15 protein-coding genes and 1 pseudogene are annotated in these 21,442 nt (G+C 47.2%); 8 read left to right on the top strand and 8 right to left on the bottom strand.

Going from position 1 to position 21,442, the window contains the following annotated elements; all coding sequences use genetic code 11:
- The 7 genes and pseudogenes from QTN95_RS07685 to QTN95_RS07655 all read right to left on the bottom strand — a co-directional run.
- A pseudogene (locus tag QTN95_RS07685) lies at window positions 1-106 on the bottom strand (type VI secretion system tube protein Hcp); the annotation flags it as partial.
- 350 nt (window positions 107-456) lie between these two features.
- Window positions 457-2,334, bottom strand: a complete 1,878-nt coding sequence (locus QTN95_RS07680; protein WP_331417026.1) for a propionyl-CoA synthetase — start codon at window positions 2,332-2,334, stop codon at window positions 457-459.
- A 54-nt stretch (window positions 2,335-2,388) separates the two neighbouring features.
- Window positions 2,389-3,567 carry a 2-methylaconitate cis-trans isomerase PrpF gene (prpF, locus tag QTN95_RS07675; protein ID WP_331417025.1) on the bottom strand — a complete coding sequence of 393 codons (1,179 nt, stop codon included), beginning with the start codon at window positions 3,565-3,567 and terminating at the stop codon, window positions 2,389-2,391.
- A 9-nt stretch (window positions 3,568-3,576) separates the two neighbouring features.
- The gene (acnD, locus tag QTN95_RS07670) at window positions 3,577-6,174 is read right to left on the bottom strand and encodes a Fe/S-dependent 2-methylisocitrate dehydratase AcnD (RefSeq protein WP_331417024.1); all 2,598 of its coding nucleotides are present in this window, start codon (window positions 6,172-6,174) and stop codon (window positions 3,577-3,579) included.
- Window positions 6,175-6,243: 69 nt separating this feature from the next.
- Entirely contained in the window at window positions 6,244-7,386 is a 1,143-nt protein-coding gene (gene prpC / locus QTN95_RS07665; RefSeq protein ID WP_331417023.1) for a bifunctional 2-methylcitrate synthase/citrate synthase, read from the bottom strand.
- A 111-nt stretch (window positions 7,387-7,497) separates the two neighbouring features.
- On the bottom strand, window positions 7,498-8,394 hold the full coding sequence (gene prpB / locus QTN95_RS07660) for a methylisocitrate lyase (protein WP_331417022.1): 897 nt from the start codon (window positions 8,392-8,394) through the stop codon (window positions 7,498-7,500).
- An 11-nt stretch (window positions 8,395-8,405) separates the two neighbouring features.
- A complete protein-coding gene (locus tag QTN95_RS07655) occupies window positions 8,406-9,101 on the bottom strand; it encodes a GntR family transcriptional regulator (protein ID WP_269376801.1) in 696 nt (231 codons plus the stop codon).
- 336 nt (window positions 9,102-9,437) lie between these two features.
- On the opposite strand from QTN95_RS07655, the gene QTN95_RS07650 reads away from it, so the two are divergent.
- The 8 genes from QTN95_RS07650 to QTN95_RS07615 all read left to right on the top strand — a co-directional run bounded on the left by QTN95_RS07650 (window position 9,438) and on the right by QTN95_RS07615 (window position 18,562).
- Complete coding sequence (locus QTN95_RS07650; protein ID WP_331417021.1) at window positions 9,438-10,169, top strand: hypothetical protein; 732 nt, start codon at window positions 9,438-9,440, stop codon at window positions 10,167-10,169.
- 308 nt (window positions 10,170-10,477) lie between these two features.
- Window positions 10,478-11,449 carry a tripartite tricarboxylate transporter substrate binding protein gene (locus QTN95_RS07645; RefSeq protein ID WP_331417020.1) on the top strand — a complete coding sequence of 324 codons (972 nt, stop codon included), beginning with the start codon at window positions 10,478-10,480 and terminating at the stop codon, window positions 11,447-11,449.
- A gap of 203 nt (window positions 11,450-11,652) precedes the next feature.
- On the top strand, window positions 11,653-12,171 hold the full coding sequence (locus tag QTN95_RS07640; protein ID WP_331417019.1) for a tripartite tricarboxylate transporter TctB family protein: 519 nt from the start codon (window positions 11,653-11,655) through the stop codon (window positions 12,169-12,171).
- Window positions 12,172-12,189: 18 nt separating this feature from the next.
- Window positions 12,190-13,716 (top strand): tripartite tricarboxylate transporter permease, encoded by a 1,527-nt coding sequence (locus tag QTN95_RS07635; protein ID WP_331417018.1) that lies wholly within the window; start codon window positions 12,190-12,192, stop codon window positions 13,714-13,716.
- 118 nt (window positions 13,717-13,834) lie between these two features.
- Window positions 13,835-15,247, top strand: a complete 1,413-nt coding sequence (locus QTN95_RS07630) for a TolC family protein (RefSeq protein WP_331417017.1) — start codon at window positions 13,835-13,837, stop codon at window positions 15,245-15,247.
- A gap of 11 nt (window positions 15,248-15,258) precedes the next feature.
- A complete protein-coding gene (locus QTN95_RS07625; RefSeq protein ID WP_331417016.1) occupies window positions 15,259-16,236 on the top strand; it encodes an HlyD family secretion protein in 978 nt (325 codons plus the stop codon).
- Between the two features lie 14 nt (window positions 16,237-16,250).
- On the top strand, window positions 16,251-17,414 hold the full coding sequence (locus QTN95_RS07620) for an ABC transporter permease (protein ID WP_331417015.1): 1,164 nt from the start codon (window positions 16,251-16,253) through the stop codon (window positions 17,412-17,414).
- On the top strand, window positions 17,411-18,562 hold the full coding sequence (locus QTN95_RS07615) for an ABC transporter permease (protein ID WP_138972297.1): 1,152 nt from the start codon (window positions 17,411-17,413) through the stop codon (window positions 18,560-18,562). The genes QTN95_RS07620 and QTN95_RS07615 overlap by 4 nt, the downstream gene beginning before the upstream one ends.
- A 71-nt stretch (window positions 18,563-18,633) precedes the next feature.
- On the opposite strand, the gene QTN95_RS07610 is transcribed toward QTN95_RS07615, so the two are convergent.
- Entirely contained in the window at window positions 18,634-21,360 is a 2,727-nt protein-coding gene (locus tag QTN95_RS07610) for a bifunctional diguanylate cyclase/phosphodiesterase (RefSeq protein WP_331417014.1), read from the bottom strand.
- Between the last annotated feature and the right edge of the window lie 82 nt (window positions 21,361-21,442).

Raw genomic sequence — 21,442 nt, 5'->3', positions numbered from 1 at the left:
CGTGACCTTCTACATAAGAGTCACCGATAGAGTCAGCCGTACAGGCGCCCGCCGTGATCAGACCCTGAGTTTCACCGTCGATAGAAATATAACATGGAGTTGGCATAGTAAAATCCTTAGAGGTTGTGTGTAATGACACTCACTCTTAATCAAAAAGCGTGCCAAAATGAAAATGCATATATTTCAATAATTTAAGCATTTGTTAATATACAAGCTGAGCAACTTTTTGCTCGAATCGAGCAAGATCTTGCTCAGATCGAGCAAAAAGTTGCCCGGAAGCAAAAAATGCACCGAGGAGACTGTGAACAATCACAAATTATGAAAAATCAGAAAATACCCCACTGCTACAGAGGGGCCGTTCGCAACAGTATGGTTTGCTATCCAGTACGTTGCGAACACGTTAAGTGATAGGAGTTACCTTTGTATGAGGGGCTTGAACTACGTAAGATGCGCCAACTAAGAGTGAAGTGCTTTTTCTATCTCTTCTAGACTTGTTGGATCATCAATGGTTGATGGTACCGTGTATTGCTCACCATCAGCAATCTGGCGAATGGTACGGCGTAGAATCTTACCAGAACGTGTTTTAGGTAAACGCTCAACCACCAGCGCGTGTTTAAAGCAGGCTACCGCACCAATCTGTTCGCGTACCTTATTGATCAATTCACCTTCGAGTTGTGCATCATCAACTTTCACACCATCTTTAAGTACGACGAGACCAAGAGGTAACTGACCTTTTAAGTCATCATGCACGCCAATGACAGCGCATTCGGCAATTGCAGGGTGGCCGCCAACTATCTCTTCCATCTCACCAGTTGATAGACGGTGTCCCGCAACGTTAATCACGTCATCGATACGCCCCATAATGAATAGGTAGCCCTCTTCATCAAGATAGCCACCATCACCAGAAACATAGTAGCCTGGAAACTGGCTTAGATAACCGGATTCAAAACGGTCATGGTTACGCCACACCGTTTGCAAACAGCTTGGTGGCAGTGGGCGCTTCAAAGCAACAAAGCCCTGTTGATTCGCCTCAACAGCCTCGCCAAGCTCATTAAGGATCTCAACTTGATATCCTGGAATAGGCTTAGTCGCTGAGCCCGCTTTCACTGGCATCATCTCAATACCCGTCGGGTTTCCGGCAATTGCCCAACCTGTTTCAGTCTGCCACCAATGGTCAATCACTGGCTTGTCGGCCTTGCTTTCCACCCACTCCAATGTTGGTGGATCAAGGCGCTCACCGGCCATAAAGATTGTGGTTAATTTTGATAGGTCGAACTGCTTAATGAAGTGACCATCCGGATCTTCCTTCTTAATCGCACGAAACGCGGTTGGCGCTGAGAACAACACATCAACCTTGTGCTCTTCGCACACTCGCCAGAAGGCACCAGGATCTGGAGTACGCACTGGTTTGCCTTCAAACAGCACCGTGGTACAGCCATGAATCAATGGCGCGTACACAATATAAGAGTGACCAACCACCCAACCCACATCAGATGCTGCCCAAAACACGCCATCTTGTGGGATGTTGTAGATGGAGGTCATTGAGTACTTCATCGCGACCGCATGACCGCCATTATCTCGAACAACCCCTTTTGGTTTGCCCGTCGTACCCGATGTGTAAAGGATATAGAGCGGATCCGTTGCCAGAACAGGAACGCAAGCATGTGGCAACGCAGATTGATACGCTTTGTGCCAATCAATATCACGTTCACTCTCTAGAGAAGCTTCACACTGAGACCTTTGCAGTACAATGACGTACTCAGGCTTCCAACGGCTGTCCTTAATCGCTTTATCGACCAATGGTTTGTATGGAATGACTTTGTTCACTTCAATTCCACACGAGGCTGTCATAACGACTTTGGGCTCAGCATCTTCCAAACGCACCGCAAGTTCGTTGGCAGCGAATCCGCCAAATACCACCGAATGAATAGCACCAAGACGAGCACAAGCCAGCATCGCCATTGCCGCTTCAGGTATCATCGGCATGTAAATAACAACGCGATCGCCCTTTTCAACGCCCTGCTGAGCAAGCATGCCAGCGATTTTTGCCACCTGATCACGTAACTCACGGTAGCTGTAGCTTCGCTTGGTGTCTGTGACCGGAGAATCATAAATGAGTGCAGTTTGTTCACCACGCCCCTGCTCACAGTGATAATCCAGTGCAAGCCACGAGGTATTCAGTAGCCCATCGGGGAACCAACGCTCTACACCATTCTCGTCGTTCGCCAATATGGTTTCCGGTGCTTTGAACCAATCGATATGTTTTGCCTGTGCCCCCCAAAACGCTTGTGGTTGATTGAGGGCCCATTGATATTCTTTTTCATATGCAGACATATTGCTTCCTCCAGTATGTCTCGACATTGCTTGTAGGTAGTCAGATTCAGTCAACTACGCAAAGACATCGGAGGGTACGTACACAAATCCCTCCATAATGATTCGAGCACTTCGGCTCATAACCGCTTTTTCAACGAGCCATCCGTTGTCGCTCTCGCTCGCCTTAGCACCTACTTTCAAAGTGCCAGAAGGGTGACCAAATGTAACCGACTCACGCTCTCCCCCTCCTGCGGCTCTGTTTACTATCGTGCCTGGTACACATGCAGCGGAAGCAATGGCGACCGCCGCTGTGCCCATCATCGCGTGGTGCAGCTTGCCCATTGACAGAGCACGGACCAGCAGATCAATCTGCTGCTCTTCAACCACTTTACCGCTCGAAGAAACATACGTTTTCGCCTCACTGACAAAGGCCACTTTCGGCGTGTGTTGTCTCGCTTGTGCTTGTTCGACTGAGTCAATCAAACCCATCTTTAGCGCACCATATGCTCTAATTGTTTCAAAACGCTCCAAAGCATCTTGATCATTGTTAATGTCTTGCTGTAGCTCACTGCCTGTATAGCCAAGAGCATGAGCATCAATAAAGATGGTTGGAATACCCGCATTGATCATCGTCGCTTCGAAACTACCAACCGACGGTACATTGAGTTCATCAATAACATTGCCGGTCGGAAACATACTGCCCGAACTATCCCCTGGCTGCATAAAATCAACCTGAATCTCGGCTGCTGGGAAGGTCACGCCGTCTAGCTCAAATTCCCCAAGCTCCTGCACTTGCCCATCAACAATCGGCACGTGAATCACAATCGTCTTGCCGATGTTTGCCTGCCACACTCTGACAACAGCAACACCATTGTCAGGGATGCGTTCAGGGTCGACTAGCCCTGCATGGATCGCAAACGGGCCAACTGCCGCAGACAAGTTGCCACAGTTACCGCTCCAATCGACAAACGGCTTATCTATCGCGACCTGACCAAATAGATAGTCAACATCGTGTTGCGGTTTTTCACTCTTAGAAACGATCACCGTTTTACTGGTGCTAGACGTTGCGCCGCCCATGCCATCAATTTGCTTAGCGTAAGCATCAGGGCTGCCAATGACACGCATTAACAGACGGTCACGCGCTTCACCGGGCTGTTGAGCTTCCAACGGCAGGTCTTGCAGACTGAAAAACACCCCTTTGCTGGTTCCGCCACGCATATAGGTCGCAGGTACTTTAATCTGACGTAGTTTCATGACCGTCACCTACTGAGCTAAGAAGTCTTGAGCAAAGCGTTGCAATACGCCGCCAGCATTGTAGACATTAACCTCGTCAGCCGTATCTAATCGGCATGTCACAGGCACATCAAATTTCTCACCGTTTGCGCGAGTAACGACAAGTGCCAGATCCGCTCCCGGCTTGATCTCACCGATTACGTCGTACAATTCACTGCCATCAAGCTCAAGAGTTTTGCGGTCTGTCCCCTGTTTGAATTGCAGCGGCAAGACGCCCATACCCACTAAGTTGGTTCGGTGAATACGTTCGAAACCTTCAGCAACAATTGCTTCGACACCCGCAAGGCGAACCCCTTTAGCAGCCCAGTCGCGAGAAGAACCTTGGCCGTAGTCCGCACCCGCAACAATAATCAGTGGTTGCTTACGATTCATGTAAGTTTCAATCGCTTCCCACATGCGTGTCACTTTGCCATCCGGTTCGATTCGTGCTAACGAGCCTTGTACAACTTCACCATTCTCCTTGACCATTTCATTAAACAGTTTCGGATTGGCAAAAGTTGCACGTTGCGCGGTAAGGTGGTCGCCACGGTGCGTCGCGTAGGAGTTAAAGTCCTCCTCAGGAACATCCATGGAAGCGAGATATTCTCCAGCCGCACTGCTTGCCAAAATTGCGTTCGAAGGTGACAAGTGATCCGTTGTGATGTTGTCGCCCAATACCGCCAGCGGACGCATGCCTGATAACGTGCGTTCTCCCGCTAACGCCCCTTCCCAGTATGGAGGACGACGGATATATGTGCTCTTCTCACGCCAGTCATAAAGAGGATTGCTGTTACGTTGTTCATCATTAAGTTTGAACATCTGGATGTAAACCTGCTTGAACTGCTCAGGTTTTACATGCTTGCCAACAACTGCGTCAATTTCTTCATCACTTGGCCAAAGGTCACTGAGGTAGATAGGACTGCCATTTTGATCATTACCTAGCGAATCACGTTCAATATCGAAACGCATCGTTCCGGCTAAGGCATAAGCAACAACCAAAGGAGGCGACGCTAAGAAGGCCTGCTTGGCATAAGGATGGATACGGCCATCGAAGTTTCGGTTACCTGACAACACTGCCGTCGTATAGACATCGCGATCGATGATCTCTTGTTGAATATCTGGGTTGAGCGCGCCACTCATCCCATTACAAGTAGTACAGGCATACGCGACAATCCCAAATCCGAGCTTCTCCAGCTCAGGAAGTAGACCAGCGTCCTCAAGATAGAGTTTGGCAACTTTAGAACCCGGCGCGAACGATGATTTAACCCAAGGTTTACGAACAAGCCCCAACTGGTTGGCTTTTTTCGCCACCAAACCAGCCGCGACCACGTTGCGCGGGTTACTGGTGTTAGTACACGACGTAATCGCTGCAATGATCACGGCACCGTCTGGTAACTGACCATCTTCAACCTCTGGCTGCTCTGCTGGTGACATCGCAATTCCACGCTGGGTTAATTCCGATGTTGGCAGCCTGCGGTGTGGGTTCGATGGACCGGCCATGTTGCGGCTGACCTTTGATAAATCGAATTCCAATACACGTTCATATTGCGCGCTTTCAAGATCATCAGCCCACAAGCCAGTCTGCTTAGCGTATTGTTCAACCAGAGCCACTTGTTCGTCATCACGACCAGTTAACTTAAGGTAGTTAATGGTCTGCTCGTCGATGTAGAACATACCTGCTGTTGCCCCATATTCAGGCGTCATGTTCGAGATCGTTGCTCTATCACCAATAGTAAGGTCTCGAGCACCCTCTCCGAAAAACTCCAAGTAGGATGAAACAACCCGTTCTGTGCGTAAGAACTCTGTAATCGCTAAGACAATATCCGTCGCCGTGATGCCCGGCTGACGTTTACCAATCAACTTCACACCAACGATATCTGGCAATCTCATCATTGAAGGGCGGCCCAGCATGACCGTTTCGGCTTCCAAACCACCCACACCAATCGCGATAACACCAAGAGCATCGACATGTGGAGTATGGCTATCGGTGCCAACGCAGGTATCGGGATAGGCAATACCGTCTTTTGTTTGAACAACCGGAGACATTTTTTCTAGATTGATTTGGTGCATGATGCCGTTACCAGCAGGGATCACGCTGACGTTCTCAAATGCGGTTTTACACCACTCAATGAAATGGAAGCGATCTTCGTTACGGCGCTCTTCGATTGCTCGGTTCTTCTCAAATGCATCAGGTTCAAAACCCGCGTGCTCAACGGCTAACGAGTGGTCAACGATCAACTGAGTTTCAACCACTGGATTGACTTTGGCAGGATCGCCGCCTTGCTTTGCAATGGCATCGCGAAGACCTGCCAGATCGACCAATGCCGTTTGACCAAGAATGTCATGGCATACAACACGAGCGGGATACCAAGGAAAATCATGATCACGCTTGCGTTGGATAATCTGTTGTAGGCTTTGAGTTAACGTGTCTGGATCACAGCGACGAACTAGCTGTTCGGCAAGGACACGTGAAGTATAGGGTAATGTTTCATATGCCCCTTCACAAAGGGCATTGACAGCTTCTCGGGCATCATAAAAATCAAGATGAGTTCCCGGAAGCGGTTTGCGATATTGGGTGTTAACAGTCATAGCGGCTTCCATTCAGGTAAATCGTTTTTCTTCGCTCCCTCAAACTGCGAGGGAGCAGTTTTTGTGGGGTTACCTGTTTTCGATTGGTACCCAATCTTGATGATCAGGGCCTGTATAATCCGCGCTCGGACGGATGATGCGGTTGTTTGCACGCTGTTCGTAAACATGCGCTGCCCAGCCAGTTAAACGGCTCATCACAAAGATTGGCGTAAACAGTTTGGTTGGGATGTCCATAAAGTGGTACGCCGAAGCATGGAAGAAATCGGCATTACAGAATAATCCTTTCTCGCGCTTCATTACCGCTTCTACGCGCTCGGAAACCGCGTACAAATGAGTATCGCCCACAGCCTGTGAGAGCTCTTTTGACCAACGTTTGATCAGTGCGTTACGAGGGTCACTCTCACGGTAGATCGCATGACCAAAGCCCATGATCTTGTCCTTATTGGCTAGCATCTGCATGATATTAGCTTCAGCTTCATCAGGCGTTTGCCAATCCTCAATCATCTCCATAGCCGCTTCATTCGCACCACCGTGAAGTGGCCCACGCAATGTGCCGATAGCCGCCGTGATACATGAATGCAAATCGGACAATGTTGATGCACACACGCGCGCCGCAAACGTCGACGCATTGAACTCATGCTCTGCATATAAAATCAATGAGCAGTGCATCACCTGCTTGTGCATGTCTGTGGGTGTTTTATCTGTCAACATTTTAAGGAAGTAGCCACCGATACAAGTCTCAGACTGATCTGCCGTGTCTATGCGCACACCGTCGTGACTAAAGCGATACCAGTAACAAATAATGGCAGGAAACAGCGCTAGCATACGTTCTGTCGCAGCAACCTGCTCATCAAAGCTGGTTTCTTGCTCCAAGTTGCCCAGCACAGAACAACCTGTGCGCATAACATCCATCGGATGCGCAGAGGCTGGGATCAACTCCAGTGCCTGCTTTAGCTCTGCTGGCAGGCCACGTAAACTGATGAGGCGTGTTTTGTATTCATCCAGTTCTGTTTGAGTTGGAAGGTGACCGCGTAACAATAAGTGTGCAACTTCTTCGAACTGCGCATTGTTAGCTAGGTCGGTAATGTCGTAACCACGATACGTCAGTCCTGTTCCCGTTTTTCCGACAGTACACAAAGCCGTGCTACCTGCGCTCTGACCACGTAGGCCTGCGCCGCCTAACTCTGCTGTTTTGTTTGATGCTTGAGACATTTTGAACTCCTTTTCCATCGGCTACTGCTCTCTTTAGCGGAGCGATTTAATAGCCGACGATTTCACGTTATTGGATTAATTCCGAATTCGTTTTCCTGGGCTTCCGAGTGATTATTTTCCTTCTGAAAATAGCTGATCCAGCTTATCTTCATAATCGTGATATTTGAGGTGAGCGTAGAGCTCTTTGCGCGTCTGCATTGATTCCGTGAGCGCTTCTTGGTTCCCTACTTCCAACAAGTGTTTGTAGACGGTTTCCGCCGCCTTGTTCATCGCTCGGAACGCACTTAACGGGTAAAGCACCATATCCACTCGTGACTTAGCCAGCTCTTCACAACCATACAAAGGCGTTTGACCAAATTCAGTAATGTTGGCAAGGATTGGAACATGTCTGCCCGTCGCCTGCTCTAAAGCTTGAGAAAACTGAACGTACTGCTCTAGTTTGTTCATCGCCTCGGGGAAAATCATATCCGCCCCAGCTTCCACACAAGCGATAGAACGCTCTATCGCACTGTCGATACCTTCAACAGCCAAGGCGTCGGTGCGTGCCATGATGACAAAGCTTTCATCGTTGCGAGCATCAACGGCCGCTTTGACTCGGTCGACCATCTCCTGCTGGCTAACGATCGCTTTATTCGGTCGGTGACCACAACGCTTTTGAGCAACTTGGTCTTCCATATGTACCGCACCAGCACCAGCCTTCTCCATCGCTTTGATGGTACGCGCGATGTTAAACGCTCCACCAAAACCGGTATCGATATCAACCAGTAACGGTAAGTCGCATGCGTTTGTAATACGCTCTACATCAACCAAAACATCGTTTAGAGTGGTGATACCCAGGTCAGGCAAGCCATACGAAGCATTGGCGATACCGCCACCTGACAAGTAAATCGCCTGATGACCTAAGTTTTTCGCCATCATGGCGCAGTACGGATTAATCGTTCCGACGATTTGAAGTGGGTTATTTTGCTCGACGGCAAGTCTGAACTTCGCCCCTTGAGATAAACTCATGACTGTTTCCTCTAGTCCCTTAGGATTTGTTGTTCAATCAGTGTGCGGCTTCCAGAAATATGACGACGCATTAGCATTTCAGCCAACTCTTCATCACGGTTACGGATCGCCTGCAAAATGTATTTGTGCTCATCCAACGCTTCTACCGGACGAGACTGTGCTCGCGGTGACTGATAGCGGTACATGCGCAGTAAGTGGTAAAGCTCATCGCATAACAACGAAATCAGCTGGCTGTTGCGACTGGCTAAAATGATTCGGTAGTGAAAGTCGAAATCACCGTGCTGGTGAAAATAGGACGCGCCTTCGACTTCATCAATATGATTTGAATGTGTCGACAAAACGGCTTCAAGGCCCGCCAACTCTTCAGCTGTAATATGCCTAGCGGCTAAACGAGCTGCCATCCCTTCTAGAGCTTCTCGCACTGAATAGAGCTCGATAAGTTTTTCGGGAGAGAAGGTAATCACACGTGCACCGACATGAGGAATGCGCTCAATCAAACCTAATCCCTCAAGGCGCATGATCGCTTCACGCAACGGGCCACGGCTAACTTGATAACTCTTTGCCAGTTCCGGCTCAGAGATTTTACTGCCTGGTGCAATATCGCCATTGACTATCGCCTCGACCAAAGACTCTGTCAGCGTCTCAGATTTAGTATTCTCTTTTTCGGCCGCGCCTTCTTTACGACGAGATTTAAGTTCTAGGTTCATATCTGAATTACTCACGCTAACGACAGCAGACTGTCTACAATTTGTTGGTACAGAATTAAAATAGACCATTATATTGTCGACAATCAAGTAGATTGTCGACAATTTAGACTAAGGTAGTAGGCTAAATGCCAGTAATGAGATAAGCACACAAAGGCAAAGAAAAACGGTGATGTGACCTAGGGCAACATTATTGCAAGGATATCAATGACTCTCAGTCAGTATACAATTAGTATCCTAGATACATTCACCAATAAATAACGACAAAGGCTTATGCGCGTTGGTAAGGTTAAAACCATACTATTAGGGTTAACAGTAGTTACTTTGGCTGGTTGCTCGATGTTTTCTCCAGCAGAACGTCAGCCCTACTATCCCCAGATACGAGACGTAACGTACTCAGATGATGACATCACTGTTATCGAATCGAACAATGTGCTCAAAGCGGCGATTGTGCATAACGAGTTCGTGCTGGTTGAAGACAAACACAGTGTGAATCAGTCTTTCGAGCAGGTCTTCGCTGAAGCGATAGAAAACCAAGCGGTGACGGTAGAAGATCTAAAAAGTGAGCAATTTCATCTAGCTTTAGAAGAGATAATCAAACAGTTCAGCTGTGAACTTTATGCAAGCCAACAAGCCAGCGATTCTGTTCAGCTATGCCCACAGCAAAATCAGATTGTCGACAATTCCCTAGATTACCTCCCTTTTCAACAAGGACTACGTTTCACCCAACGCATTAGCACGATAAAACAGAATGAACAGAATACATTACAGTTAGAGATGTTTCTCAAGAGTACCCATGAGCGTTCATTAGACTCTCTGTGGGGAGCCGTTCACGAGCTGGGTAAATTTAAAGGCAGTAGACTCGCCCCTGAACAATTGGTACTGACCATCAATCTCAAGGCATACAAAAAGTCCTCTAGTGACCATACGTGGAAGTACATCTATCCAGAACCACTGGTGTTCTTTGTCGTACTTCCTTCTGTCGATCATCTCATCCAGCGACCAAACGAAGTGGAAAGCATGGCTTTCGCTTATCGCACAGCCAAACTACTGATAGTGGATAGCCAATAAGCTATCGTGGTTAATAGCCAAGCGATTGTGACAAAAGGATCAGCAACTGACCTTAATCGATTTGGCTCTGGCTTGCCTATTTCTCAGTTTTGCCGACTTTTGGTTGACGACGTCATGCCGTGAACTTTATGAACAAAACCACCAAAATGCCCAATATTGTTTTTATCAACGCATTACAGACAAAGTTTTAACACACTATTAACCTTATGTTCATCTACTAGCAAGTATCCCTTCCTTGGTAGCAGATAATTGATAACGATAAGCCAGTTCTCAATGAAGAACAGGCGTACACATAAGGAACGTGAATCATGTTTAAGGTACTCAAACCAACACTGGCAGCATCCATCATCGCTGCGTCTTTTTCTTTCAACGCTTTTGCAGCAGATGTTGAGAAAATCCACTTTCTAATCCCTGGTGGCGCTGGTGGTGGCTGGGACATGACAGCTCGTGGTACAGGCGATGTTCTTGTTAAATCTGACATCGTTGAAAATGTCTCATTCCAGAACCTATCTGGTGGCGGCGGCGGTAAAGCGATTGCACACCTAATCGAAACAGCACAGCGTCAAGAAGATACTCTGATGGTTAACTCTACACCGATCGTCGTTCGTTCGTTGACTGGTATTTTCCCTCAATCATTCCGCGACCTAACTCCAGTTGCAGCAACAATCGCCGACTATGGTGCAATCGTGACGGCCGTTGACTCTGGCTACAACACTTGGGAAGACGTAGTTAAAGATTTCGAGTCGAACCCACGTAAAGTGAAAATTGCTGGCGGTTCAGCACGAGGCAGTATGGACCACCTAGTGGTTGCTGCTGCATTCAAAGGTGAAGGCTTCGACGCGAAGAAAGTACGTTACATTGCGTACGATGCAGGCGGTAAAGCCATGGCTGCTCTACTTTCTGGTGAAACTCAGCTTCTTTCTACTGGTCTGGGCGAAGTACTAGAAATGTCGAAATCTGGTCAGGTTAAAATTCTTGCTGTCACCGCTCCTAAGCGTCTAGAAGTGGCTCCAGATATCCCAACACTAACGGAATACGGCAACGAAACTGTGTTTGCTAACTGGCGTGGATTCTTTGCAGCACCAGGTGCTAGCCAAGCGAAGATCGACGAGTGGAACGCAGCACTTACTAAGATGTACAAAACTGATGAGTGGAAAGTGGTTCGTGACCGTAACGGCTGGATCGACAACTACAAAGCAGACAAAGAATTCTACGCTTTCCTTGAAGATCAAGAGAAGCAAATGGGGGACCTAATGCGTGAGCTAGGCTTCCTGAAATAGATTTTTAACCTAGTTTGAGGGTGAACAACTCACCCTCTTCCCCTTTCGCCGTACATGAGTAACAAACAATCTCCTCTGTTTATGTATAAACAGTTAAGCCTCCTTGACTAGCAGCAAATGGCTTATTTGTTAGTGAAACATGCTCATTAACTCTCTTGTACGGCTTTTTATTTCCCCTGCCTGTTACGTTTATGGAGTTGGATATGTCGGACTTGCCAACGAATTCTTTCAAAAACGGGAGCTTTTTCTCTAAAGAGAATCTCCTATGCCGTGACCGTGTCGGTGCGATGATTTTTTTAATCGTCTGCCTTTGCTACGGCTACCAAACGTCCCAAATCCCAATGTTCCCTGGTGATGAGTATGAACCGTTCACCGCTCGTACTTTACCAACCATATTGACCTTTATTGGCGTTGGACTCTCTTTGATCCTGCTCGTTACGGGTCAACCTGATGTTAAAAGTGGAGCTGTGCTTGAATTCAAATGGAAACTGCTGATTGGCTTCTTAGTGTTAATGGCACTTTATGGCGTCGGTCTGACGTACATCGGATTTGTGTTAGCAACCAGTCTGTTCTTGCTGGCTGGCTTCTATTTGTTAGGTGAACGTCGTGTGAAAGTGTTGCTTGGTGCCTCTTTCCCATTTGTTATTGCGTTCTACCTACTTCTTACCCAAGGCCTAGATATCTACTTAGAGCCTGGTGTTATTTTCAGCTTGTGGTCGTAATTTATAGGAAATGACATTATGTTAGATGGAATCTTACAAGGCCTATCTACTGCCGTAATGCCAATGAACATCATGATGGTGATCGTTGGTTGTTTCGTCGGTACCTTTATTGGCATGCTGCCGGGTCTCGGCCCTATTTCTGCAATCGCGCTAATGATACCTATCACTTACGGTTTAGACCCTTCGTCAGGTCTGATCCTGATGGCAGGTGTTTACTACGGTGCCGTATTTGGTGGCTCAACTTCATCCATTCTGATCAACGCGCCAGGCTGTTCCTCAACTGTTGTAACCGCATTTGACGGCTACCCTATGGCTCAGAAAGGTCAGGCTGGTAAAGCGCTTGCACTCGCTGCTTACTCGTCGTTCACCGGCGGTACGCTATCTGCCATCATGCTGCTTGTTGCCGCTCCTGCTCTAGCCAGCGTTTCGCTTAGCTTCCAGTCTTCGGACTACTTCGCACTGATGCTACTTGGTCTATCGGCTGTTGCAGCCTTTGCAGGTAAAGGTCAGGTAATCAAAGCGTGGATGATGACTGTGCTTGGCCTGATGCTATCAACCGTCGGCATCGATAAAGGTGTCGGTGTTGAGCGATTCACATTTGGTCTTACCGATCTAATGGATGGTTTCAGCTTCCTATTGCTCGCGATGGCAACATTTGCACTGGGCGAAACGCTGATGGGCATTCTAAAGCCAGAGAATGATACCAGCGCGGAAGAGCAAGCTAAGATGAGCAACATTGGTAGCATGAAAGTGACCAAAGAGGAGTTCAAGGAAGTCGCTCCCGTCTCAATTCGTTCATCAATTCTTGGTTTCTTTACAGGCGTATTACCAGGTGCAGGCGCGACAATCGCCGCTTTCCTTAGCTACGGTATGGAACGAAACCTTGCACCAAAAGGTAAAAAAGAACAATTTGGTAAAGGTAGCATCCGTGGTTTGGTGGCACCAGAATCTGCAAACAATGCGGCGTCTAGCGGTTCATTTGTACCGCTACTCACTCTGGGTATTCCTGGCTCAGGTACGACTGCGATCATGCTAGGTGCGTTGATAGCTTACGGTATCCAACCTGGTCCTCGCCTGTTTGTAGAGCACCCTGATGTATTCTGGTCAGTTATCATCTCAATGTACTTTGGTAACATTGTACTGGTTATTCTCAACCTACCATTGATCCCGTACATTTCTAAACTGCTTGCAGTGCCAAGAACGGTATTGTTGCCAATGATTCTGTTCTTCTCGATAACGGGTGTTTACCTAGTGTCATTTAACACTATGGATGTGTTTGTGATGCTGTTGATTGCCATGGCTGCTATTGCTTTGCGATTAGCCAACTTCCCGTTAGCACCGCTGCTACTTGGTTTCATCTTAGGCGGTCTAATGGAAGAGAACTTACGTCGAGCACTAATGATTAGTGATGGTGAACTGAGCTTCCTATGGGAACGTCCTATCACTCTGGTCTTCACTGTACTAGCAACTCTTGTTCTGTTTAGCCCAGTGTTAGTCAAGCTGTTGCAAAAGCTAAAACCGACCCCAAGTAAGGTCGAACAATAACTGAGTAACATTCCTATGTTGGTTTTTGGGGGCTTCGGCCCCCTTTTTTGTGCGTTGCGATTGCCACACTGCACACTAGAGTATAAACTCTATTTTTTAATAATTAGGGTACATTACTATGTCGTTGCGTCCCGCTGCGCTGCTCCTTGGTTGCCTTGGACTCTACTCCCCTGTTTCGCACTCTGCGGCCATAAGCTTTGAGCAAGCATGGCAGGTCTTACAGCAAGAGAACTATTCACTGGCGGCTCAACGGTCGAATGTTGAACGTTATGAGCATCTCGAAAATGCAACGGATAATCTCAATCTACCCTCGGTATTGATCGGTGCCAATTTCACTCGTTTAGACAAAGACGTCACGGTCTCTGGTGAGCAACTTGTTGAAAGTACCGGTCAGGCACTGCCAAATTTGGGCCCTGTACTTGGTCCTATGCTCACTCCACTGATCTCCCAGCTAGGTGGTGTGACATCAACCATCAGCGAACGCGATATCTTCACTTCTTCAATTCGCGCTATTTGGCCTATTTTTACTGGTGGTCGAATTAATGCTGCGCAATCGGCAGCGGAAGGCAAAAAAGATCAAGCCCGCAGTGAACTCGCGATGGAAACACAAGCGCGCTTTGAGGATTTGAGTAAATATTACTTTTCTGTCGTACTGGCGCAAGAGGTGGTGAAAACCCGCCAACTTGTCGAGCAAGGCCTCACTCAACACCGTGACAATGCAGTAAAGATGGAACAACAAGGGCAAATAGCTCGCGTTGAAAGACTTCAGGCAGAGTCAGCCCTCGACAAAGCAGTGGTTGAGCGCAAAAAGGCACAAATGAGTTTAGAAATTGCTCGCGCCGCATTGACCAAAATCCTTAACCAAACCACCACCGTTGAGCCCGCTGATACGCTATTCGTCAATCAGAACTTGCCGGATCAAACTCTATTTGTCGAACAGACACTGGCAACTTACCCTGGCTTAGCGCTACTTGACGCTAAAGAGAAGCAAGCATCAAGCTTGATCAAAGCAGAGCAAGGCAAGTACTACCCAGAGGTTTATCTTTACGGCGATTATAGTCTTCACGAAGACGACTCATTGGCAAGTCAAATGAAACCGGACTGGTTGGTGGGAGTCGGAGTCAACATTCCGCTGATCGAAAACTCAGGTCGCAGTGATCAAGTAAAAGCCGCGCACAGTGCGGTTTCTCAAGTCCGTTACCTTAAAGCACAAGCAAAGCAGGACTTGTCTGTTCTTGTCCAGAAAACTTATCTTGAAGCTCTGCAAGCGCAGCAAGAGGTGGAAGGATTAACCTCAAGTCTCGATTTGGCCAACGAAAATCTTAAGCTTCGTCAGACCGCATTCTCTCAAGGTCTTTCTACATCAACGGACGTGGTTGATGCTCAGCTTTATCTGGCCAGTGTACAAACCCAGCAATCTGTCGCGAGCTTTAACTACCTCATCTCGCTATCAAAACTGCTGGCATTGTCCAACAAAATGGACGCATTTAGCCAATACCAACACAATGCTATCAACACTTCTCGTTTATAAAAGGGTCTAAGATGAAAAATGCAAAACCACTTCTGATCACTGCCGTTGCATTCGGTGTCGCATCTTGGATTGGCTATAGTTTCTATCAAGCATACCAGCCTAAACCTGTGCGTTTGCAAGGTCAGATTGAATCTCAGCAATACAGCATCTCTTCCAAAGTACCGGGGCGCATTGATCACGTTTTGGTCCGTAAGGGCGATCAGGTTAAACAGGGTGACCTGATTTTCACCCTACACAGTCCTGAAATCGAAGCGAAGCTCGAACAAGCGAAAGCGGGTGAAAAAGCGGCTGATGCTATGGCGTTGGAGGCTGAAAAAGGCGCCAGAATTCAGCAAATTCAAGCCGCTAAAGATCAATGGCAAAAAGCCAAAGCCGCTTCTGCGTTAATGGAAAAGACTTACTTGCGTGTTAACAATCTCTATCAAGATGGTGTCGTCGCCGAACAAAAGCGCGATGAAGCTAAGACTCAATGGGATGCGGCAAAATACACCGAAAGTGCGGCTTACCAGATGTACAAACTGGCTCAGGAAGGTGCGCGTAGTGAAACCAAACTTGCGGCAGCCGAAAAAGCTCGCATGGCGGCGGGCGCAGTAGCCGAAGTTGAAGCCTATGCACAAGACACCACCATCAAGAGTTGGTTCAAAGGTGAGGTTTCACAAGTTCTGCTGCAAAGTGGTGAGCTTGCTCCTCAGGGTTTTCCTGTCGTGACTGTGATTGACACAGCAGATTCATGGGCGGTATTGAATGTCAGAGAAGACTGGCTGAAGTACTTCAACAAAGGCGCGACATTCAACGCTTACCTACCAGCACTTGATAAGCAAGTGGAGTTCAAGGTCTCACACATTTCAGTTATGGGTGATTTCGCAACCTGGCGCTCCACTGATGCCTCACAAGGGTTTGATCTCCGCACCTTTGAAGTCGAAGCCATTCCTACCACGCCACAGCAAGGGCTGCGTATGGGAATGAGCTTAGTCGTCGAGTTAGACTAACGGTTGCAAAATATATGCAAATTCACAACACCTCTCAGTTAGCAGTGATCCGTCGTGACAAGTGGTTGCTCTCCAGTCTGACGTGGATCCCTATTCTACTTGCGGTGATGATTTGGGCGATATTCTCGCAAGGAATAGCCCAAAATCTCCCTGTTGGGGTGGTTAATCTGGATAAAGGTGCGTTGTCACAGCAGCTGATTCGATACTACGATGCAACCTCAAGTATGGCGATTCAACGCGAATACCAAAGTGTCAGTGATGCAAAACAAGCGCTAGTTCAAGGCGATATCTATGCCTATGCAGTTATCCCATACAACTTTGAGCAAGACACATACAAACAGTTGGCGCCGCAAGTCAGTGTGTTTTACAACAGCCAGATGATCCTTATCGGAAAACTGGTAAACTCCGCTTTTTTACAGGCTCAAGGTACATTTAACGCCCAGCTAAGTACCATTGGTAACTTAGCTCAAGGCAACCATGTTCTTGCTTCTGCAATGGCGAGTGCTGTGCCAATCAGAACTCAAATTACGCCACTGTTTAACAAAAATTCCAACTACGCTCAGTTTTTGGTTTCTGCGGTTGTGCCTGCGCTTTGGCAAATCGTTATTGTCGTCAGCACCATCCTAATCCTGTCAGCGAATCTTCGGGATCGTGGGCTGAAAGTTTGGCTACAACTTCAGCCATTCAAATCGTTATTGAACACGCTACTGCCGTACAGTTGGGTATTCGCACTGCAAGGTTTTGCCTTTCTATGCTGGTTTTATCTCGGCTTTAAGTGGCCGATGAACGGTAGCTTTGTCACCCTAGTATTTGCTCAATGGGTCACGATTATCGCGTGCATGATCATGGGTAGCCTGTTTTTCTTTCTCACCTTAGATGCGGCTCGTGCCATAAGTTTTGCCGGAGCATTTACCGCGCCTAGCTTCGCTTTCATGGGCATCACCTTCCCTGTGACCGATATGAGCAGCCTTGCTCAGGCGTGGAGAGCACTACTACCAATCAGCCACTACATCGAGGTACAAGTTAGTCAGGTCAGTTATGGTTTGCCGCCAATGTCATCATTGCAACATTTACTGCCGATGTTTGGTTACGCAGTGCCATTGCTTATGGTGATGTTACTGATTAACAAGCATCTCTCCATCGATTCAGGATTGCCACAAAGTAAGGAGCAACGATGAGCTTGTTCGAACTTGTCAAATCAGAGATTAGAGCGATATTGACGAATCCTGTCGTCGTCCTGACCGTATTTGGTGGCGTTGTTTTTTACTCGTTTCTCTACCCTTTGCCCTACAGTCATCAGACTCCAAGGGAACAGAAGATTAGTATCGTCAATCTTGACCAGAGCAAAACCAGTTATCAGCTTGAACGTATGGTTGACGCGACACCACAGGTTAAAGTCGTACAGCGCGATCACACCATAGCAGATGCACGCGCCGCGTTTCTAAATGGTGAGATCAGTGGAATTTTGGTGATTCCTGAGCATTTTTATAAAGACTTGATGCTAGGTAAAAGCCCAACCCTTGCTTACGCTGGCGATGCTTCTTATTTCTTAGTGTACGGCACAATTGTAGAAGGTTTAGCCCAAGCAGGCGGAACATTATCTGCACAAACTAAAGTGGCCAAACTCGTTCTTGAAGGACACCCACTCTCACAAGCCGTCAATCAATATTCAGCCACGACATTGAACTTAAAACCGACTTTTAACCCAACCATGGGTTATGTCGACTACGTTGTTCCGGCTGTATTTGTGCTAATTCTTCAGCAAACCCTGGCAATGGCGTCTGGTTTGATGGTCGGTAGTCAGCGCGATGGGACAGGTTATTGGAGTCAGGTTTCTCCTTTCAAATTACTTTCTGTACGCTATCTAGTGCTGATTGGTATCTATTACTTTTTGAGTATGTACTACTTTGGCGCCAGCTTTTCCATGCATGGAGTGAATCAACTCGCTCATGCAAGTCAGATTATCTTGCTACTGCTCCCTTTCTTGCTCGGTTCAGCTGCGATTGGTATCTGGCTTGGTGCAGTCACACCGCGACGAGAATTAGTGACCCTAGTGGTTTTAATTAGTTCGATGCCGTTGGTTTTCAGCGCCGGTTTTATCTGGCCGACTGAGGCGATTCCAAGCCCGATCGTGTGGTTGGCTCAACTATTTCCAAGTACAGCAGCAATTAAAAGCTTTCTGACTATCAATCAAATGGGTGGTGACTGGCAAACGGTCAGAGGGCTGTATAGTCAGCTGTGGATTCAAGCATTCGCTTGGTGTGCTCTCGCCCATTACAGCTATCAGAAACATACCGCCCAACAGCGTATTGCTTTAAGTCGATAACACGGCACGTAAAAACAACAACGCCTCCATGTTTGGAGGCGTTTTTATTGAGACTTAGTGCATTGACTTAGCTAACTACGTGAACGATCGAGTAACTCAAAAATCTTGTCGCTCGGCATCGGCTTGTAGAAATAGTAGCCCTGTATTTCTTCGATGCTCCAGCTCTTGAGGCGACGCACCTGAGATGCCGTCTCTACGCCTTCTGCTACTGTGGTCAAGCCAAGTTCTTGAGCCATGTTGGCAATGTTTCGCACCAGACTCTTCGCTCTGTCATTGTGCTCAATTTGGTCAATGTATGACTTGTCGAGTTTTACAATATCTAATGGGAAGCTACATAACGTACTGAATGAAGAGTAGCCCGTGCCAAAATCATCTAGAGCGAACAGCACGCCAAGCGCTTTCATTTGCTCCATTCGACTGATCACTTCCTGCTCACCACTCATCAGCATGCTTTCAGTGACTTCAATCACCAACTGACCGGCTTGCAGCTGATAGCTATCGATTAACTTGACCAACAGTTGAGGTAAATCTGCGTGATAGAAATGTGGAGCACTAAGGTTCACATGGACCGTCAGCATCGCCTGCCCAGTTCGCTTCCGCATCAAATTGACTTGCTGAATAAACACGCAAGCTTGCTCTAAGATACTTTCACCTAACGCAATAATGAGTTGATTCTGTTCGGCAAGAGGAATAAAAACACCTGGTGACACAAAGCCAAAATCAGGATGCTGCCAACGCGCTAGAGCCTCAAATCCATTGATTTCACCATTGCTGGCTTCAACGATTGGCTGATACACCGCGAGGATTTCTCCATTCGCAATGGCACCACTTAAATCCCGCTTAATTGCGACTGCTGTTTTCGCCGATTCGAATAGTTCGCTGTTCACAGTGACCACACTAGGGAGTCTACGGACACTTTTGTCTGTTGTAATACTATAAATCGCAGCCTGAATTAATGTGTCGAGGGGCTCATGAGTAATTTCAGGGCTGACAAAAGCAACGTCACATTTCAGATCCAACTCAACATTTTCTACGGTATGTTTGTCAGCTAACCCAATCATCATTTGTTCAGCGCTATGAATCGCTTTCTCGCAATCGAGACGATTGGCAATCAGCACCAAGAATTCATGCTCACTGATTCTCCCTACTGGGTATGGCGTCAACATCTCACCAAATTTAAAGGCCATCAATTCCATCGCTGCATCAAAGATTTGGTGACCATACACTTCAGAGATATGAGACAAATTAGGGACGGATACGTACATAAACGAGAATCTATTGGGTGCTATACCGAGTAAATTACGGGCTTGTTCCATAATGGATTTTCGGTTCCATAGACCCGATAGATGGTCTCGTTCAACCAGATCCTCAATCAACTTAGCTTGTTGTTTGTGTTCACGTACATCAACAATCGACAGCATCAGCGTACTTTGTCCCTGATACTGGATCATGCTGATTTCAATTTTACAGTCTATCTTTTCATGACTACTGGTAATCATCTGCGCTTCAAACTGAGTCTGCCCCTGCCTAAAGCTGTGATACATACGGTCAATTTGACATTCAGGCTGCTCAGAATCTGGGCACAACACATCGAGCGGCTGGTTCATTAAATCATCGTACTGATAATTCAGTAGATCTAATGCTGTTGGGTTGATATCGACAATTACCCTAGCTCTCACCAAGAGAATTGCCGTCGTGCGACTCTGATACAACGCATCGAACTTCCGCTTGGCATCCAGTAGCTGCTCTTGGGTAGCGGAAGTGTTATTTGCGAGGGTCTGAACCAGCTTCGTTAGTCTATCCAACTCATCTTTATTAGGCTGATCAAGACCTTCAAGTTGATAGGCAGAAAAAAGCGCATCAATATCTTTCTCTAAGTCAGAGAAACGAACCGCGACGCGGCGCTTAAATGTAAGATAAGTAATCAATGAAATAACGATTGTCGCAATCGCTACGGCAGCGAACAAATAGGTGAACAGCACGTTCCCTTTCTGAAAATGAACACGTTCGATGGTCGTTTCTAGTTGCGCAATAACCTGCCCCGAAACTCCGTGTAAGTCCGCCAGTTGGGTCATGGCTTGCTCGGTCTTGTCAATTTTGGATCTAGAGTCCACATCTGGCGTTGAAGTGATGCTATCCACATTCACGATTTGGTTATCAGCGACAAGAATTGACTTAAAGTCTCCAGGAAATCTGACAGAGAGATTGCGTCCCCAAATCAACCAACCTAACGACGCTGAGGTACCATCGCTGTTTCTCACTGGAGTAACTGCAAGTGTCCAAACGTCACCATTGACCGAGAACAGGCCACTCAAACCATCTCTGGCACTATCCAACACTCGATTCATCGAATTGATATGTTTGACGACTCTCTCATTTGTCGCGACCGACTCAACCAACAGCTGAGTCTCACTTTCAGTCAGAGAAATCCCTTCCACGACCTGCCCATGCAGATCGGTGAGCAACATAAGATCAACGCTAAGTGCATCCAAAGTTTCTGGTGCTAAGTTGCGTTCACGGTAACCTTTTAGATCGCCGCCAAGGAGAACTTCATAGCTCTCATCCCAGTAGGCCCAGTCATAAGAGTGTTCTGCCAGTTTGTCACTCATCATCGCAATGACATGCTGAGCCTGTTGACTGGCTCGATTCGACTCCATTGTTTCCAAATTACTCAGGCTAACAACGAAGAAGTAACGTGTGATATAAAGGCAGCTCAGCGTGACACCCAAAAGACCTAGTAAAAAGTACAGGGCGGTTTTCGTTTGTAGATTAAGGTTTAGCAAGCGCATCTGCTTCATTGACTATTTTTGTAATTCTTTATTAACCATCTAGTCTAGTAAAAATAGCCTATGTTTAGCTTGATATACATCTAAGTTATTA

This window comes from Vibrio sp. M260112 (genome assembly GCF_036533775.1).
Lineage (GTDB): Bacteria > Pseudomonadota > Gammaproteobacteria > Enterobacterales > Vibrionaceae > Vibrio.
This window is presented reverse-complemented; position numbering and strand designations above follow the sequence as displayed.

Coding starts and splice junctions, on each gene's coding strand:
- QTN95_RS07635 (WP_331417018.1), top strand. CDS start 12,190: ATGTTAGATGGAATCTTACAAGGCCTATCTACTGCCGTAATGCCAATG.
- QTN95_RS07620 (WP_331417015.1), top strand. CDS start 16,251: ATGCAAATTCACAACACCTCTCAGTTAGCAGTGATCCGTCGTGACAAG.
- QTN95_RS07610 (WP_331417014.1), bottom strand. CDS start 21,360: ATGAAGCAGATGCGCTTGCTAAACCTTAATCTACAAACGAAAACCGCC.
- QTN95_RS07645 (WP_331417020.1), top strand. CDS start 10,478: ATGTTTAAGGTACTCAAACCAACACTGGCAGCATCCATCATCGCTGCG.
- acnD (WP_331417024.1), bottom strand. CDS start 6,174: ATGACTGTTAACACCCAATATCGCAAACCGCTTCCGGGAACTCATCTT.
- QTN95_RS07615 (WP_138972297.1), top strand. CDS start 17,411: ATGAGCTTGTTCGAACTTGTCAAATCAGAGATTAGAGCGATATTGACG.
- prpB (WP_331417022.1), bottom strand. CDS start 8,394: ATGAGTTTATCTCAAGGGGCGAAGTTCAGACTTGCCGTCGAGCAAAAT.
- QTN95_RS07650 (WP_331417021.1), top strand. CDS start 9,438: ATGTTTTCTCCAGCAGAACGTCAGCCCTACTATCCCCAGATACGAGAC.
- QTN95_RS07625 (WP_331417016.1), top strand. CDS start 15,259: ATGAAAAATGCAAAACCACTTCTGATCACTGCCGTTGCATTCGGTGTC.
- prpC (WP_331417023.1), bottom strand. CDS start 7,386: ATGTCTCAAGCATCAAACAAAACAGCAGAGTTAGGCGGCGCAGGCCTA.
- QTN95_RS07640 (WP_331417019.1), top strand. CDS start 11,653: ATGTCGGACTTGCCAACGAATTCTTTCAAAAACGGGAGCTTTTTCTCT.
- QTN95_RS07630 (WP_331417017.1), top strand. CDS start 13,835: ATGTCGTTGCGTCCCGCTGCGCTGCTCCTTGGTTGCCTTGGACTCTAC.
- prpF (WP_331417025.1), bottom strand. CDS start 3,567: ATGAAACTACGTCAGATTAAAGTACCTGCGACCTATATGCGTGGCGGA.
- QTN95_RS07680 (WP_331417026.1), bottom strand. CDS start 2,334: ATGTCTGCATATGAAAAAGAATATCAATGGGCCCTCAATCAACCACAA.
- QTN95_RS07655 (WP_269376801.1), bottom strand. CDS start 9,101: ATGAACCTAGAACTTAAATCTCGTCGTAAAGAAGGCGCGGCCGAAAAA.